The sequence below is a fragment of the Enterobacter sp. 6722112 genome, assembly GCF_058661685.1.
Map to the genome: position 1 here is coordinate 597,480 of NZ_JBZWGR010000007.1, position 17,128 is coordinate 614,607.

The 17,128-nt window shown below is 55.9% G+C and carries 14 protein-coding genes; 7 read left to right on the forward strand and 7 right to left on the reverse strand.

Annotated features, from left to right (window positions below; all coding sequences use genetic code 11):
* The first annotated feature begins 64 nt into the window (after positions 1–64).
* Complete coding sequence (gene lpdA, locus AC4OVU_RS04405; RefSeq protein ID WP_003856313.1) at positions 65–1,489, forward strand: dihydrolipoyl dehydrogenase; 1,425 nt, start codon at positions 65–67, stop codon at positions 1,487–1,489.
* A gap of 52 nt (positions 1,490–1,541) precedes the next feature.
* On the opposite strand, the gene AC4OVU_RS04410 is transcribed toward lpdA, so the two are convergent.
* Together AC4OVU_RS04410 and AC4OVU_RS04415 are read right to left on the reverse strand one after the other, a co-directional pair.
* Entirely contained in the window at positions 1,542–2,333 is a 792-nt protein-coding gene (locus AC4OVU_RS04410) for a DUF2950 family protein (protein ID WP_047717362.1), read from the reverse strand.
* Between the two features lie 10 nt (positions 2,334–2,343).
* Entirely contained in the window at positions 2,344–3,798 is a 1,455-nt protein-coding gene (locus AC4OVU_RS04415) for a DUF3300 domain-containing protein (protein WP_110293011.1), read from the reverse strand.
* 449 nt (positions 3,799–4,247) lie between these two features.
* Between AC4OVU_RS04415 and acnB the strand changes: the two genes are divergently transcribed.
* On the forward strand, positions 4,248–6,845 hold the full coding sequence (acnB, locus tag AC4OVU_RS04420) for a bifunctional aconitate hydratase 2/2-methylisocitrate dehydratase (RefSeq protein WP_017383766.1): 2,598 nt from the start codon (positions 4,248–4,250) through the stop codon (positions 6,843–6,845).
* A 212-nt stretch (positions 6,846–7,057) separates the two neighbouring features.
* On the forward strand, positions 7,058–7,420 hold the full coding sequence (gene yacL, locus AC4OVU_RS04425; protein WP_017694501.1) for a protein YacL: 363 nt from the start codon (positions 7,058–7,060) through the stop codon (positions 7,418–7,420).
* Between the two features lie 31 nt (positions 7,421–7,451).
* Here yacL and speD read toward each other — a convergent pair whose 3' ends face one another.
* The 3 genes from speD to AC4OVU_RS04440 form a co-directional block, all read right to left on the reverse strand.
* Complete coding sequence (gene speD, locus AC4OVU_RS04430) at positions 7,452–8,246, reverse strand: adenosylmethionine decarboxylase (protein ID WP_017694500.1); 795 nt, start codon at positions 8,244–8,246, stop codon at positions 7,452–7,454.
* Positions 8,247–9,116, reverse strand: a complete 870-nt coding sequence (gene speE / locus AC4OVU_RS04435) for a polyamine aminopropyltransferase (protein ID WP_110293010.1) — start codon at positions 9,114–9,116, stop codon at positions 8,247–8,249.
* Positions 9,117–9,217: 101 nt separating this feature from the next.
* Positions 9,218–9,565, reverse strand: a complete 348-nt coding sequence (locus AC4OVU_RS04440) for a YacC family pilotin-like protein (protein ID WP_003856306.1) — start codon at positions 9,563–9,565, stop codon at positions 9,218–9,220.
* 145 nt (positions 9,566–9,710) lie between these two features.
* On the opposite strand from AC4OVU_RS04440, the gene cueO reads away from it, so the two are divergent.
* Positions 9,711–11,270: a multicopper oxidase CueO gene (gene cueO / locus AC4OVU_RS04445; protein ID WP_032652587.1), complete on the forward strand. Its 1,560-nt coding sequence runs from the start codon at positions 9,711–9,713 to the stop codon at positions 11,268–11,270.
* A gap of 86 nt (positions 11,271–11,356) precedes the next feature.
* On the opposite strand, the gene AC4OVU_RS04450 is transcribed toward cueO, so the two are convergent.
* On the reverse strand, positions 11,357–13,747 hold the full coding sequence (locus tag AC4OVU_RS04450; RefSeq protein ID WP_003856304.1) for a glucose/quinate/shikimate family membrane-bound PQQ-dependent dehydrogenase: 2,391 nt from the start codon (positions 13,745–13,747) through the stop codon (positions 11,357–11,359).
* 206 nt (positions 13,748–13,953) lie between these two features.
* Here AC4OVU_RS04450 and hpt point away from each other — a divergent pair, with 206 nt between their 5' ends.
* Positions 13,954–14,490: a hypoxanthine phosphoribosyltransferase gene (gene hpt, locus AC4OVU_RS04455; protein WP_003856303.1), complete on the forward strand. Its 537-nt coding sequence runs from the start codon at positions 13,954–13,956 to the stop codon at positions 14,488–14,490.
* Between the two features lie 85 nt (positions 14,491–14,575).
* On the opposite strand, the gene can is transcribed toward hpt, so the two are convergent.
* Positions 14,576–15,238, reverse strand: a complete 663-nt coding sequence (gene can / locus AC4OVU_RS04460) for a carbonate dehydratase (RefSeq protein WP_491928627.1) — start codon at positions 15,236–15,238, stop codon at positions 14,576–14,578.
* A gap of 107 nt (positions 15,239–15,345) precedes the next feature.
* Here can and AC4OVU_RS04465 point away from each other — a divergent pair, with 107 nt between their 5' ends.
* Entirely contained in the window at positions 15,346–16,272 is a 927-nt protein-coding gene (locus tag AC4OVU_RS04465; RefSeq protein WP_017383763.1) for an ABC transporter ATP-binding protein, read from the forward strand.
* Positions 16,269–17,039 carry an ABC transporter permease gene (locus AC4OVU_RS04470; RefSeq protein WP_003856297.1) on the forward strand — a complete coding sequence of 257 codons (771 nt, stop codon included), beginning with the start codon at positions 16,269–16,271 and terminating at the stop codon, positions 17,037–17,039. The genes AC4OVU_RS04465 and AC4OVU_RS04470 overlap by 4 nt, the downstream gene beginning before the upstream one ends.
* Positions 17,040–17,128: the final 89 nt, after the last annotated feature.

Consider the following 17,128-nt stretch of genomic DNA (forward strand, 5'->3'; position numbering starts at 1 on the left):
ATTTTGTAAAATACGGGCGGATAGAACGACCCGGTGGACGACGGGTATACATTAAGAGGTCATGATGAGCACAGAAATCAAAACTCAGGTCGTAGTACTTGGGGCAGGCCCGGCAGGTTACTCCGCAGCATTTCGCGCCGCGGATTTAGGTCTGGAAACCGTCATCGTAGAACGTTACAGCACCCTCGGCGGTGTTTGTCTGAACGTCGGCTGTATCCCTTCTAAAGCGCTGCTGCACGTAGCGAAAGTTATCGAAGAAGCCAAAGCGCTGGCTGAACACGGTATCGTCTTCGGCGAGCCGAAAACCGACATTGACAAAATTCGTACCTGGAAAGAGAAAGTTATCACTCAGCTGACCGGCGGTCTGGCGGGTATGGCCAAAGGCCGTAAAGTGAAAGTGGTAAACGGTCTGGGTAAATTCACCGGTGCGAACACCCTGGAAGTGGAAGGCGAAAACGGCAAAACCGTGATTAACTTCGACAACGCGATCATCGCGGCAGGCTCTCGCCCAATCGAACTGCCATTCATTCCACATGAAGATCCACGCGTGTGGGATTCCACCGATGCGCTGGAGCTGAAAACCGTTCCTAAGCGTCTGCTGGTTATGGGCGGCGGTATCATCGGTCTGGAAATGGGTACCGTGTACCATGCGCTGGGTTCAGAGATCGACGTGGTTGAAATGTTCGACCAGGTTATCCCGGCTGCCGACAAAGACATCGTTAAAGTCTTCACCAAACGCATCAGCAAGAAATTCAACCTGATGCTGGAAACCAAAGTGACTGCCGTTGAAGCGAAAGAAGACGGTATTTACGTTTCCATGGAAGGCAAAAAAGCCCCTTCCGAACCACAGCGTTACGACGCCGTGCTGGTGGCTATCGGTCGTGTGCCGAACGGTAAAAACCTCGACGCGGGCAAAGCTGGCGTGGAAGTGGACGACCGTGGCTTCATCCGCGTTGACAAACAGCTGCGCACCAACGTGCCGCACATCTTTGCTATCGGCGATATCGTCGGTCAGCCAATGCTGGCGCACAAAGGTGTTCACGAAGGTCACGTTGCCGCTGAAGTTATCGCCGGCATGAAGCACTACTTCGATCCGAAAGTGATCCCATCTATCGCCTACACCGAGCCAGAAGTTGCATGGGTCGGTCTGACTGAGAAAGAAGCGAAAGAGAAAGGCATCAGCTACGAAACCGCCACCTTCCCGTGGGCTGCTTCTGGCCGTGCTATCGCGTCCGACTGCGCAGACGGTATGACCAAACTGATCTTCGACAAAGAGACTCACCGCGTGATCGGTGGTGCGATTGTCGGTACCAACGGCGGCGAGCTGCTGGGTGAAATCGGTCTGGCTATCGAAATGGGCTGTGACGCGGAAGACATCGCGCTGACCATCCACGCTCACCCGACTCTGCACGAGTCCGTGGGCCTGGCGGCAGAAGTGTTTGAAGGTAGCATCACCGACCTGCCAAACGCGAAAGCGAAGAAGAAATAAGTTTCTTCAGATGAAAAAAGCGGCCTCAGGCCGCTTTTTTTATGCGCCGCGTTCAGGGGGTGACAGGCTGCCAGGTTTTATCCGGGTGGTATGCAGCGAGCGCCTGCGCTTTTTGTGCCGAATCGTTGCCGAGGTCTGCCTGATGCACCTTGTCATCCTGGTTAACGACAAAGCTCATTACCCCCGTCTGACCATAGCTCACGGGCCATGCAACCATCGCAAAGCCATTTTTATCCGGCAGAATGCGGAACCGATAACCGTGATAGCCCATACCAGGCTCCGGCGGGCTGAAGGCGGGACCCAGCGGGCTTGGCGCTTCGCCCGGCGAGATGGGCCAGTACAGGCCGTCTTTTAGCCCTGGTGTGCTGACAATCTTGTGCGCATAGCGATGGTTCATGGCGTAGTAGCTCTGCTGTGCGTCGACGTAGGCGTGCAGCGCTCCGATAGCCGCGAGTTCGTTGCGGCCGATTTCGCGGGTCAGGATCTCATTAGCCGCTTTCTGCATATCAAATTGCCAGCCCTCTTTTTTCTTCACTACCGGTATGGGGAGTTGCCAGCCGTTATCGCCAACTGACAGATGGGCGATATCGCCGCTGATTTCGGTACGATGGTTAATCTTCCAGTCACGCAGGAATCGAGCTACCGCCTCCGGATCAACCCCTTCAGGTGGCAGATAGTCGCGCCAGTTATCCCCCAGCAGGTCGGCCATCGCGCTCTCATTCTGCTCGCTGATGGCCTTCGTCAGGGCATTGGCCGCCTGCTCAGGCGTGGAGAAAGATTGCTGGGCGCAGGCGAAGGTGGATACCATCAACAACAGCATTCCACCGATCGGTTTCATGTTCATAGCGGCTTCCTTAACGACGATGGAATTCACGGTGTTCGGTATGATGTTCGGACAGCTGCTGGCGGCTTTCCAGCCCGCGCTGGTGCTGGGCCTGCCAGTTGGCCGAGCGGCTGTCGTTGCCGCTCAGGGCGTTTGCCCGCAGCGGCTGATGCTGAACCTGCGTCGGGCGTCTGGTTTGCGCAAGAGTATTATTCATCTGTTGTGCGTGGGGCCGCGCGCTGTCGTAGCCGCGATAGTTGCTGCGCTGAGAGAGCTGCTTCAGCTGCTGCGCGGACGCTGAATGTTGCGGGAAATGCGCGTCGCCATGCTGTAGCTGTGTGAGGGTTTTGCCCGTCGACTGCTGTACCTGCGCCATCGCGGCCTGCCGCTGGCTATCGCGGTTGACCGGCTGCTGCCGGGTAGCGCTCAGCCCGCCCGGCACTGAAGTCTGATGATAGCGGCTGGCAAGCTGGCTATTGGCGTAGGGCGCGCCGTTGCGGTAGGTCGGATTATGCTGCCAGACCTGATGATTATCGGTACGGTGCTCGCCGGTGATCTTATTGAAGTTATTAACATTAATATTAATGTTATCGCCGTTATGCGAATAACCGCCGTGGTGATCGTCATCATGATCGTGATGATGTTCGTCGTCATCGTCCCAGTCTATGTTACTGAACAGCGCATAGGTAGTGGCTACGCCGAGGCTATAGCCAAAGCCTCTGACAAAACTATTGGTAAACTGCTGGCCGGGAGACGGGGGCAGATACACAGGCGGATAGCTGGCGTTTGGCCACGTGCCGTAAACGGTGGAAGGGTTGTAGGTAGGGACATAAACCACCTGTGGATCGGCTGGCTCAATTTTAATCACCGTCGGACTAGCCGACGTTGACGTCGCGGCTGTACTGGTGGAGGCTGGCGCAGATTTTTTCACGGTGGTGACGGTCTGCTGCGGGGTGGATTGCAACGTGCCTGTCTGCTGCGCGAGCAGGCGCAGACGCTGCACGGAATCCATCACATCCTTTGGCTGGGCCAGAAAGGCGTCGCCGAGGCTCTGTACCCACGACGGGTTTTCTCCCATCAACGACATTAACTGCGGAAAGGCGACCAGCGATTTCACGCTGGCATCCCATGGCTGCCCGCTGACCGCCTGAATGGCGGTATCGCCCTGCATTTTAGGGTTGTCCTTTGACCACTGGGCGGCCTGAATCACGCTCGCCGGATAGGTTGAGGCCATCAGAATTTGCGACAGCAGCGCGTCGGGATAGAGCGCAATGGGCGCTGTCCACTGATCGATCTGCGCGGCGGTATAGGCCGGAGTCGCCACCGGGGCAGGCTGTGCTGCCGGGGCGGGAAGCTGCGGGGCTACCGGCGCAGGTGCGGGAGCGGGTTCCGTTGCGCGGCTTTTAACGAACATGACGCCCGAGGCGGCAAACAGCCCCGCACTGCAAAGCAGAACAAGAAGATGTGGTTTAAAAGGCAACTTCATAGATTGACTCCAACGAGACGAGTGCAGTGCCGTGAGGCGTTGCTGTTGCCGCGAGTATCATTCACCCGTGTTTTACAGTTTTGACTTTTGTTGGGAAAACCTCCGAAGCATCCGGATAAAGAGTGTGAGTATTTATTACACAATTATATCGGATGGCTGAGCAGGCGACGGACATTCAGAAGGCCGCTCTTGCGAGCGGCCAGCAGCTAGTTGCTGGGGTGGCGACAAACTTACGGAACTGCTTTCGGGCCCGGTGACGGGGTGCTATACCATGCTTAACGATTCAGCAAATTTTTTAATGTTGCTTTTTTGTAAACAGATTAACACTGTGCAGAAATCCTGCTATGCTGCCCGACGCGGTATCGGGCATTTACCCTACAAACTGCTGTCTCACAGGAGCGTGAAGAGAACGCCCGCCGCATATGACAATGAGAGCGAGGAGAACCGTCGTGCTAGAAGAATACCGTAAGCACGTAGCAGAACGTGCCGCCGAGGGAATTGTACCCAAACCGTTAGATGCAACCCAAATGGCCGCGCTCGTCGAGCTGCTGAAGAACCCGCCTGAGGGCGAAGAAGAATTCCTGTTAGATCTGCTGATCAACCGTGTACCGCCTGGCGTAGATGAAGCTGCCTACGTAAAAGCCGGATTCCTTGCCGCCGTTGCCAAAGGCGAAGCCACCTCCCCACTGGTTACTCCTGAAAAAGCGATTGAACTGCTCGGCACCATGCAGGGCGGCTATAACATTCATCCGCTGATTGACGCGCTGGATAACGACAAGCTGGCGCCAATTGCTGCCAAAGCGCTCTCTTCAACGCTGCTGATGTTCGATAACTTCTACGATGTGGAAGAAAAAGCCAAAGCAGGCAACGTTTACGCGAAGCAGGTGATGCAGTCCTGGGCCGATGCCGAATGGTTCCTGAACCGCCCTCAGCTTGCTGAAAAAATTACCGTTACCGTCTTTAAAGTGACCGGTGAAACCAACACCGATGACCTTTCTCCGGCTCCGGATGCATGGTCTCGCCCGGATATCCCACTGCACGCCCTGGCGATGCTGAAAAACGCCCGTGAAGGCATTGAGCCGGATCAGCCAGGCGTGGTTGGCCCGATCAAACAGATCGAAGCCCTGCAACAAAAAGGTTTCCCGCTGGCTTACGTCGGTGACGTGGTCGGTACCGGTTCTTCCCGTAAATCCGCCACCAACTCCGTGCTGTGGTTCATGGGCGACGACATTCCGCACGTGCCGAACAAGCGCGGCGGCGGCCTGTGCCTCGGCGGCAAAATTGCGCCAATCTTCTTCAACACCATGGAAGATGCGGGCGCGCTGCCAATTGAAGTGGACGTGAGCAACCTGAACATGGGCGACGTGATTGACGTTTACCCGTATAAAGGCGAAGTGCGCAACCACGAAACCAACGAACTGCTGGCCAGCTTCGAACTGAAAACCGACGTGCTGATCGACGAAGTGCGTGCCGGTGGCCGTATTCCGCTGATCATCGGCCGTGGCCTGACCACCAAAGCGCGTGAAGCGCTGGGTCTGCCGCACAGTGACGTATTCCGTCAGGCGAAAGACGTGGCCGAGAGCAACCGCGGTTACTCTCTGGCGCAGAAAATGGTGGGTCGCGCCTGCGGCGTCACTGGTATCCGTCCTGGCGCGTACTGCGAACCGAAAATGACCTCCGTGGGGTCTCAGGACACCACTGGCCCAATGACCCGTGATGAACTGAAAGACCTGGCGTGCCTGGGCTTCTCTTCCGATCTGGTGATGCAATCCTTCTGCCACACCGCGGCGTATCCGAAGCCGGTTGACGTAACCACGCACCACACGCTGCCAGACTTCATTATGAACCGTGGCGGTGTCTCCCTGCGTCCGGGCGACGGCGTTATCCACTCCTGGCTGAACCGCATGCTGCTGCCGGATACCGTCGGTACCGGCGGTGACTCCCATACCCGATTCCCAATCGGGATCTCCTTCCCGGCGGGTTCAGGTCTGGTGGCGTTTGCCGCAGCGACCGGCGTGATGCCGCTGGATATGCCGGAATCGGTGCTGGTGCGCTTCAAAGGTAAAATGCAGCCGGGCATTACCTTGCGCGATCTGGTGCACGCAATCCCGCTGTATGCCATTAAACAGGGTCTGCTGACCGTTGAGAAGAAAGGCAAGAAAAACATCTTCTCTGGCCGCATTCTGGAAATTGAAGGTCTGCCGGATCTGAAAGTGGAGCAGGCGTTCGAGCTGACCGATGCCTCAGCCGAGCGTTCTGCGGCGGGCTGTACCATCAAGCTGAACAAAGAGCCGATTATTGAGTATCTGACCTCCAACATCGTGCTGCTGAAGTGGATGATAGCGGAAGGCTACGGCGACCGTCGTACGCTGGAGCGTCGTATTCAGGGTATGGAAAAATGGCTGGCGGATCCGCAGCTGCTGGAAGCCGACGCTGACGCAGAGTACGCGGCGGTGATTGAGATCGATCTGGCGGATATCAAAGAGCCAATCCTGTGTGCGCCTAACGATCCGGACGATGCGCGTCTGCTCTCTGACGTGCAGGGCGATAAGATCGACGAAGTGTTCATCGGCTCCTGTATGACCAACATCGGCCACTTCCGTGCTGCCGGTAAGCTGCTGGATACCCACAAAGGCCAGCTGCCGACCCGTCTGTGGGTGGCGCCGCCAACCCGTATGGATGCGGCGCAGCTGACCGAAGAGGGCTACTACAGCGTGTTTGGTAAGAGCGGGGCGCGTATCGAAATCCCTGGCTGTTCCCTGTGTATGGGCAACCAGGCGCGCGTGGCCGACGGTGCGACGGTGGTTTCCACCTCAACCCGTAACTTCCCTAACCGTTTAGGAACCGGGGCGAACGTTTACCTGGCCTCTGCGGAGCTGGCGGCGGTTGCGGCGCTGATTGGCAAACTGCCAACGCCGGAAGAGTACCAGACCTTTGTGGCGCAGGTAGATAAGACGGCGGTGGATACCTATCGCTATCTGAACTTCGACCAGCTCTCTCAGTACACCGAGAAGGCTGACGGGGTGATCTTCCAGACCGCAGTATAAATGCTACCCTCTCCCGTGGGAGAGGGGCTGGGGGTGAGGGCACCAGACCGCTCCGTACCTGACCCATTGCCCGGTGGCGCTACGCTTACCGGGCCTACAAAACCCATCGCAACGTCGGTGGGTTTTTTATTTTCATTCCTCCCACCTCTCCCGCTTTTTTTCTTCCTCTCTGCTGCGATAATTACCCTAATGGCTTTGCAGAGGAAAACGCTATGGATTACGAATTTTTGCGCGACATCACCGGCGTGGTGAAAGTGCGAATGTCGATGGGGCACGAAGCCGTTGGACACTGGTTTAACGAAGAGGTGAAAGAGAACCTCGCGCTGCTGGATGAAGTCGAACAGGCGGCGGAAACGGTGAAAGGCAGTGAACGCTCCTGGCAACGCGCCGGGCACGAATACACGCTGTGGATGGATGGCGAAGAGGTGATGGTGCGCGCCAACCAACTTGAGTTCTCGGGTGATGAGATGGAAGAGGGGATGAGCTACTACGACGAAGAGAGCCTGTCGCTGTGCGGCGTGGAAGACTTTCTGAGCGTGTTGAACGCCTACCGCGATTTTATGAAACAGAAGTAACTCCCCGAAGCGTCCCTGCTACGGATCACGTTTACACGGTCGGAATGTTACGGCCGTAGTAAATTTCGCGCATCTCTTTCCAGAGCAGGTCGGTAATGACCTTACGCTCTTCGTCACTTAAATCTTCCGGCCTGGTATGGAACATATAGTGCTTAAGATCGAACTCTTTAAGCATCATCTTGGTATGGAAGATATTCTCCTGATAGACGTTCACATCCATCATGTCGTACAGCGACTTCATGTCCTCGGACATGAAGTTCTGAATGGAGTTGATCTCATGATCAATGAAGTGCTTCATGCCGTTGATATCACGGGTAAAACCGCGCACGCGATAATCAATAGTGACGATATCGGATTCCAGCTGGTGGATTAAATAATTCAACGCATTCAGCGGTGAAATCACGCCGCAGGTCGACACTTCAATATCCGCGCGGAAGGTACACAGCCCGCCTTCCGGGTGGCTTTCCGGGTAGGTGTGCACGCAGATGTGGCTTTTATCCAGGTGGGCGACTACCACTTCCGGCAGCGGGCCGGGGTGCTCGGTTTTGTCGATAAGCTTCGGGTCAACCGGCTCTTCACTCACCAGAATGGTGACGCTCGCACCCTGAGGCTCATAATCCTGGCGCGCGATATTCAGGATGTTCGCGCCGATAATCGAGCAGGTCTCTGTCAGGATCTCGGTCAGACGGTTGGCGTTGTAGAGTTCATCGATATAGGCGATGTAACCATCGCGCTCTTCTGCTGTTTTGGCGTAGCAGATATCGTAAATACAAAAACTCAGGCTTTTGGTCAGATTGTTAAAGCCATGCAGTTTAAGCTTTTTCAATTAGTTCACCTCCTTTGAGGACAGCGCGTCTTGCAGATATTGAGGCAACGCAAAGGCTGCGGTGTGGATCGCCGGGTTGTAGTAGCGGCACTGGAGTCCGGCCTGGTGGAAGCGGGCCTGCACGATCTCGGTAGAGAGATGGCGCAGAACGTCGTTATCCGTCGCCCAGGCAAAGGTCATGATCCCGCCGTAGTAAGTGGGGATCGCCGCCTGGTAGAAGCTGACGTCAGCAAAATAGGTGCTCAGCTTACGGTGGCTATCAAGCGCTTCATCCTGTTGCAGGAAGCAAACGCCGTTTTGCGCCACAAAAATTCCGCCAGGCTTCAGGCAGCGCTTGCAGCCTTCGTAAAACGCCGAGGTAAACAGCGACGCGCCCGGACCGATAGGGTCGGTACAGTCAGAGATAATGACATCAAACGTTTGCGTAGTCTGGTTAACAAAATTGACGCCATCATCGATAACCAGATTAAACCGCGGATCGTCATAGCTGCCGGCATTATGGTTGGGCAGATACTGGCGGCAGAACGACACCACACCGGCGTCGATTTCCACCATGGTGATGGTTTCGACATTCTGATGGCGAGAGACTTCACGCAGCATCGCGCCGTCGCCGCCGCCGATAATCAGCACGTCCTTCGCGTGGCCGTGGGCCAGCAGCGGGACGTGGGTCATCATTTCGTGATAGATAAACTCGTCGCGCTCGGTGGTTTGCACCACGCCGTCCAGCGCCATCACGCGGCCAAAGGCGGCGTTTTCGAAGATTATCAAATCCTGATGATCGGTTTTCTCATGATAGAGCACGTTATCCACGGCAAAATACTGACCAAACTGGTCATGCAGCGTTTCTTGCCATACCGTTTTTTCGGTCATGGGGAGCACCTCCTTCGTTAACATCCATTACATCCGGCAGATGGGCGCAACACAACACCGCCGTGAGGCGGTTAACGGGTCAACAAGGGGCGTCGGGAAGGTTACTTCACGTAGGCGAGCAGGCTGAGTGAATCGCGAGCCAGCGCTTTGCATTTTTTAGCAGTGGGAATGCCAATACCGCTTAAATCACGGTAGCTGTCTTCACCGAGCGCCTTCATGTCGAAGCTGTCGTAGTTGCTGAGGTCCCATTGGTTCTGCTGGGCAAAAAAGACCAGTGCGCGACGAATTTGCCCATTGGGTAAATTCTGGTAACCACAATCGTTTTTCAGAAAAACAAAAACTGCCGTCAGATCGGCCATATCTTCCGCTTCGTTTTCACTTAGCGCGTAACTGTTCGCACACATCGCCATCAGGCTGGCGAACAAAATTGTTCTGAAAAACGTCTTCATTGCCTTTACCACTGCATCACGGAAAATTAACGTTAGCATACTTGATGCCAGGCCGACGATCTTTATTATTGCCGCCGTGCTTGACCTTCCGGTAAGGGGAGGGTTTATGCTCAAAAGATCGCCTGCTGGAAATAAGGAAATGCACATGCAACGTCGTGATTTTTTAAAATTTTCTGCCGCACTGGGGGTTGCCAGCGCGTTACCTCTCTGGAGCCGCGCCGTTTTTGCCGCCGACAGACCGGCTTTACCCATTCCTGAATTACTCGCCGCAGATGCCCGCAGCCGGATTCAGCTTGTGGTGCAGGCCGGTAAAACCACGTTCGGTCAGCACGCCGCCACGACGTGGGGCTATAACGGCAATCTGCTCGGCCCGGCGTTGCAGTTACGCAAAGGGAAGGCGGTGACGGTAGACATTCATAACACGCTTGCGGAAGAGACCACGCTGCACTGGCACGGGCTGGAAGTCCCGGGCGAAGTGGATGGAGGGCCTCAGGGCATTATCAGGCCTGGTGGTAAACGCAGCGTAACCTTTACTCCGGAACAACGCGCGGCGACCTGCTGGTTCCACCCGCATCAGCATGGCAAAACGGGCCATCAGGTGGCGATGGGGCTGGCCGGTCTGGTGCTGATTGAAGACGATGAAAGCCGCCTGCTGCGCCTGCCGAAACAGTGGGGAATCGACGATGTCCCGGTGATTGTGCAGGACAAAAAATTCAACGCTGACGGGCAAATTGACTATCAGCTGGACGTAATGAGCGCGGCGGTAGGCTGGTTTGGCGATACACTCCTGACCAACGGCGCGATCTACCCGCAGCATGCCGCGCCAAAAGGCTGGCTGCGCTTACGTCTGCTTAACGGCTGTAACGCCCGCTCGCTGAACTTCGCCACCAGCGATAAACGCCCGCTTTACGTGGTGGCAAGCGACGGCGGCCTGCTGCCGGAGCCGGTGAAGGTGAGCGAGCTGCCGATGCTGATGGGGGAGCGCTTCGAGGTGCTGGTGGACATCAGCGATGGCAAAGCGTTTGACCTGGTGACCCTGCCGGTCAGCCAGATGGGGATGGCCGTTGCGCCGTTTGATAAGCCGCATCCGGTCCTGCGCATTCAGCCGCTACAGATCACCGCCTCCGGTACGCTGCCGGAGACCCTCACCACGCTGCCAGCACTCCCGTCGCTGGACGGGCTTACGCAGCGTAAACTTCAGCTTTCTATGGATCCGATGCTCGACATGATGGGCATGCAGGCGCTAATGAAGAAGTACGGCAATCAGGCCATGGCGGGAATGCATCATGGCCAGATGATGGGCCATATGAATATGGACCACGGTAAAATGGGCGGCATGGATCACGGCGGCCATGGTTTCGATTTCCACAACGCCAACCGCATCAACGGCAAAGCGTTCGATATGAACACGCCCATGTTCGCCGCCACGAAAGGGCAGTTTGAACGCTGGGTGATTTCAGGCGAAGGTGACATGATGCTGCACCCGTTCCATATCCACGGCACGCAGTTCCGTATTCTGTCTGAAAATGGTAAAGCGCCGGAGGCGCATCGTGCGGGCTGGAAAGATACGGTGAGGGTGGAAGGCGGCGTCAGCGAGGTGCTGGTGAAGTTTGACCACGAGGCGCCGAAAGAGTTTGCCTATATGGCCCACTGTCATCTGCTGGAGCATGAAGATACGGGGATGATGCTCGGTTTTACCGTATAAAAAAAGCCGGGTGGCGGCTTCGCCTTACCCGGCCTACATAGGGCACCCATAGGCCCGGTAAGCGTTAGCGCCACCGGGCTTTTTCGTTACTTAGCGTCGTCAGGCAGTGCATACGCGACAATATAGTCGCCCATCTTCGTGCCAAACGAACCGTGACCACCCGCAGAGATGACAACGTACTGCTTGCCATTCACTTCATAGGTCATCGGCGTTGCCTGTCCACCGGCTGGCAGACGGCCTTGCCACAGTTTCTCACCGTTGGTCATGTTGTACGCGCGCAGGTAGTTATCTGCGGTTGCCGCGATGAACAGCACGTTACCGGCGGTGGAGATTGGGCCACCCAGCATTGGCATACCCATATTGAAAGGCACTGGAACAGGCATCGGGAACGGCATGCTGTCCTGTGGCGTACCAATACGTTTCTTCCAGACGATCTTGTTGGTCTTCAGATCCAGACCGGAGATGTAACCCCAGGCAGGCTGTTTACACGGCAGACCAAACGGAGACAGGAACGGATTCAGTGTCACACCATAAGGAACGCCATACTGTGGCTGGATACCGGCTTCGGTACCGCTGCCTTTCGCATCTTTCGGCTGCTCCATTGGGTTACCCGGACCACGAGGGATCAGGCGGGAAACGAACGGCAGCGCCATTGGGTTAGCGATGGCGACCTGACGGTTAGGGTCAACGGAGATCCCACCCCATTCGAACATCCCCAGGTTACCCGGGAAGACCAGCGTACCCTGCTCTGACGGCGGGGTGAAAATCCCTTCGTAGCGCAGCTGGTGGAACATCACGCGGCATACCAGCTGGTCAAACATGGTGGCACCCCACATGTCTGCACCGCTGAGATCTTTCTTCGGACGGAAGCTCAGGTCAGAGAACGGCTGCGTTTTGGTGACGTAGTCGCCTTTGGCCGCACCCTGCGGAACCGGTTTTTCCGGCGCAGGAACAACCAGCTTACCGTTGCTACGATCAAGCACGAAGATGTTACCGGTTTTCGCCGGGGCGTAAATCACCGGTACGGTTTTACCGTTAACGGTAATGTCCGCCAGCGTCGGCTGGGACGGCATATCCATATCCCACAGATCGTGGTGAACGGTCTGGTAGCTCCATGCCAGTTTACCGGTCGTTGCGTTCAGCGCCACGATGGAGCTGGCGTAACGTTCCTGCTCCGGCGTACGGTTACCGCCCCAGATATCCGGCGTGGTCACGCCCATCGGCAGGTAGACCAGGTCCAGCTTCGCGTCATACGCTGCCGGTGCCCAGGAGTTCGGTGAGTTAAAGGTAAAGGTGTGTTCATCCGATGGGATCGCGTTAGGATCTTTCGCGCCCGGGTCGAAGGCCCACAGCAGTTTACCGGTGTTCACGTCGAAACCACGGATAACGCCGGAGGTTTCACGGGTAGAGAAGTTATCCGTTACCGAACCGGCAATCACGATGGTTTTATCGGTGATGATTGGCGGGGAGGTCGGCTCATACAGGCCCGGCGTGGTGTCCGGCATGTTGGTCTGAAGATTCAGAATGCCTTTATTGGCGAAGGTTTCGCACAGCTTGCCGGTCTCAGCGTTAATGGCAAACAGGCGGCCATCGTTCACCGGCAGCATAATGCGGCGAGGACAGTCGGCAATGACTTCCGGGCTGGCATTATCGGCGCGCGCTTCGTGGTAAGAGACGCCGCGGCAGGTAATGTGCTGGAACGACGGGTTGGAGTTCAGCTGTGGATCAAAGTGCCATTTCTCTTTACCGGTAGCCGCGTCGAGCGCGAACAGACGCTGGTGCGCCGTACACAGGTAGAGCATGTTGCCCACTTTAATCGGGGTCACTTCGTTGGTCAGCTCACCCGGATCGTTTGGCATCTTCAGGTCGCCGGTACGGAATACCCAGGCTTCCTTCAGGTTTTTCACGTTGTCCGCGTTGATCTGCTTCAGCGGGGAGTAGCGTTGACCTTCCTGGTTACGACCATAAGCTGGCCAGTCACCGTCCGCCACCTGCGAAATAGCCGCAGCCGGCGTGGATTCCGCGTTCAGCGTACCGTTGATCTCCTGCGGGTCGTTAAAACCGGCCCAGGTCAGGATGCCGCCACTAATCAGCAGGGCAACGACCAGACCGGCCACGGCGCCACTGGAAGGGACGATCAGACGACGCCAGACAAACGGCAGGATCAGCCAGATACCGAAGAAGACCAGAATGTCGCTGCGCGGCGTCAACGCCCAGAAGTCGAACCCGACTTCCCAGACGCCCCAGATCATGGTTGCGAGCAGTAACGCTGCGTACAGCCACAGAGCAGATTGTTTTCTGCGTAAAAGCAGGACGGTTACGCCAACCATAACCAGACCCGCAATCGGGTAGTACCAGGAGCCGCCAATCGCGACCAGCCATACGCCACCGATTAACAAATACAGCGCGCAGAATGCGGCAAACGCGGCTGTTAATGTCACCAGTAGACGCGGCTGTTTAGTTTTTGTTTCAGCCATAGAAAAGTACTCGTCAGTTTTGTTAATTATTTGCTAGCAATTAATTATAGGTATTAACAACTGTGATCGGAATCACAAATATTGCTTTTTATAACTCATACGCCAGGCTTATCCATTTACTGGTATAATGGCTGGCTTGCGTATCGATGCCGGAGCGAGAGTCATCCGCATTGAGAGATTTTCACTAAAATCATTTGGTTAGTAATATGAAACATACTGTTGAAGTGATGATCCCGGAAGCCGAGATCAAAGCGCGTATCGCCGAACTGGGTCGTCAAATCACCGAACATTACAAGGACAGCGGCAGCGAAATGGTGCTGGTCGGTCTGTTGCGTGGCTCTTTCATGTTCATGGCAGACCTGTGCCGTGAAGTGCAGGTGCCGCACGAGGTCGATTTTATGACCGCCTCCAGCTACGGCAGCGGCATGTCCACAACCCGTGATGTGAAAATCCTGAAAGATCTGGATGAAGATATTCGTGGCAAAGATGTGTTGATTGTTGAGGACATCATCGACTCCGGCAACACGCTCTCTAAAGTGCGTGAGATCCTGAGCCTGCGTGAACCAAAATCACTGGCGATTTGTACTCTGTTGGATAAGCCTGAACGCCGTGAAGTGCAGGTGCCGGTGGAGTTCGTTGGTTTCTCCATCCCGGACGAATTCGTGGTGGGTTACGGCATTGATTACGCGCAGCGTTATCGCCATCTGCCGTATGTTGGGAAAGTCGTGATTCTGGACGAATAGTACTTTTGCCCGGTGGCGCTACGCTTACCGGGCCTACGAATGGGCACATGTAGGCCGGGTAAGGCGCAGCCGCCACCCGGCTTTGTCATTTATGATTAACGTGCTTAAGCTTGAGGTTGGCAATTCCCGAGCGGTAACGCTGTTCCAGCGTTTCGCGGTTGGTGGCGGTCACTTCCAGATTGCGCAGCAGGCCGTCGTGAATACCGTACGCCCAGCCGTGGATGGAGACCTTCTGCCCGCGTTTCCAGGCAGACTGCATAATCGTCGAGTGGCCCAGGTTATAGACCTGCTCCATCACGTTCAGCTCACACAGCGTGTCGAGACGGCGCTCCTGCGGCATTTCGCCCAGCAGTGAGCTATGTTTGAACCAGATATCACGGATGTGCAGCAGCCAGTTATCGATTAACCCCAGCTCTGTATTTTCGACCGCCGCCTGTACGCCGCCGCAGCCGTAGTGGCCACAAATAATGATGTGCTCAACCTCCAGAACGTCAACGGCATACTGAACAACCGAAAGGCAGTTGAGATCGGTATAAATAACGAGGTTAGCAACATTGCGGTGAACAAACAGTTCGCCCGGTTCAAGACCGGTCAGACGTTCGGCGGGGACGCGGCTGTCGGAACATCCAATCCAGAGAAAGCGCGGGTTCTGCGCCTGTGCCAGTTTTCCAAAAAATCCGGGGTCTTCCTCCACCAGCATTTTTGACCATAGTGCATTGTTGCTGATGAGTGTATCTATGTCGTTCATGGAGGTTAGCGACCTGTAACCAAGTGATTGCGTTGCGCTACTATAGGGTAACCCGACTTTTAATGAAACCACACAACGTGTGTCAGAACTTAAGGTAAGTTGAATTCATGGCGATTGCACTGGAGCTTGAACAGCTCAAAAAAACCTACCCGGGGGGCGTCCAGGCGCTGCGCGGGATAGATCTTAAAGTCGAAGCGGGAGATTTCTACGCGCTTCTGGGGCCGAACGGGGCGGGAAAATCGACCACCATCGGGATTATCAGCTCGCTGGTCAATAAAACCTCGGGCCGCGTCAGCGTGTTTGGCTACGACCTGCAAAAAGACGTGGTCAACGCCAAGCGCCAGCTGGGGCTGGTGCCGCAGGAGTTCAACTTCAACCCGTTCGAGACGGTACAGCAGATTGTTGTTAACCAGGCGGGTTACTATGGCGTTGAGCGCAAAGAGGCGCTTGAGCGCAGCGAAAAGTACCTGAAACAGCTTGATCTCTGGGAGAAGCGTAACGAGCGCGCGCGGATGTTGTCCGGGGGGATGAAGCGCCGCCTGATGATTGCTCGCGCGCTGATGCACGAGCCAAAGCTGCTCATTCTTGATGAACCGACCGCTGGCGTGGATATTGAACTGCGTCGTTCCATGTGGGGCTTCCTGAAGGATCTGAACGACAAAGGCACCACCATCATCCTGACCACACACTACCTGGAAGAGGCGGAGATGCTGTGCCGCAACATCGGCATCATTCAGCACGGCGAGCTGGTGGAAAACACCTCGATGAAGAACCTGCTCTCCAAGCTGAAATCAGAAACCTTTATTCTCGACCTGGCGGCGAAAAGCGCCCTGCCGAAGCTGGAGGGGTATAACTATCGCCTGGTCGATACCTCGACGCTGGAGGTAGAAGTGCTGCGCGAGCAGGGAATCAACAGCGTGTTCTCCCAGCTGAGCGCGCAGGGCGTTCAGGTATTAAGCATGCGTAACAAAGCGAACCGACTGGAAGAGCTGTTTGTCTCTCTGGTGCACGATAAACAAGGAGACAAGGCATGACGCATCTTTACTGGGTCGCGCTGAAAAGCATCTGGGCGAAAGAGATTAACCGCTTTATGCGCATCTGGGTGCAAACCCTGGTGCCGCCGGTGATCACCATGACGCTCTACTTCATCATTTTCGGCAACCTGATTGGCTCCCGCATTGGTGAGATGCACGGCTTTACCTATATGCAGTTTATCGTGCCGGGCCTGATCATGATGGCAGTGATCACCAACGCTTACGCGAACGTGGCGTCCTCATTCTTCAGCGCCAAGTTCCAGCGCAACATTGAAGAGCTGCTGGTGGCGCCAGTGCCGACGCATGTCATTATCGCCGGTTACGTGGGCGGCGGCGTGGCGCGCGGGCTGTGCGTGGGTATTCTGGTGACGGCAATTTCGTTGTTCTTCGTACCGTTCCAGGTGCACTCGTGGCTGTTCGTGGCGCTCACGTTATTGCTGACGGCGATCCTGTTCTCACTGGCTGGCTTGCTGAACGCCGTGTTCGCCAAAACGTTCGATGACATCAGCCTGATCCCGACCTTCGTGCTGACGCCGCTGACCTATCTGGGCGGGGTGTTTTACTCCCTGACGCTGCTGCCGCCGTTCTGGCAGGCGCTGTCGCACCTGAACCCGATTGTCTATATGATCAGCGGCTTCCGCTTTGGTTTCCTCGGCATTACCGATGTCCCGCTGTTCACCACCGTTGTGGTGCTGGTGGTGTTTATCGTGGCGTTCTATCTGCTGTGCTGGTATCTGATCCAGCGTGGACGTGGGCTGCGTAGCTAACCTTCTGCCCGGCAGACGTTCTGTTTGCCGGGCACTTTCTTTGACAGTTATCACCGTAAACTAACCTTCACCTGGATAAACTACTCGCC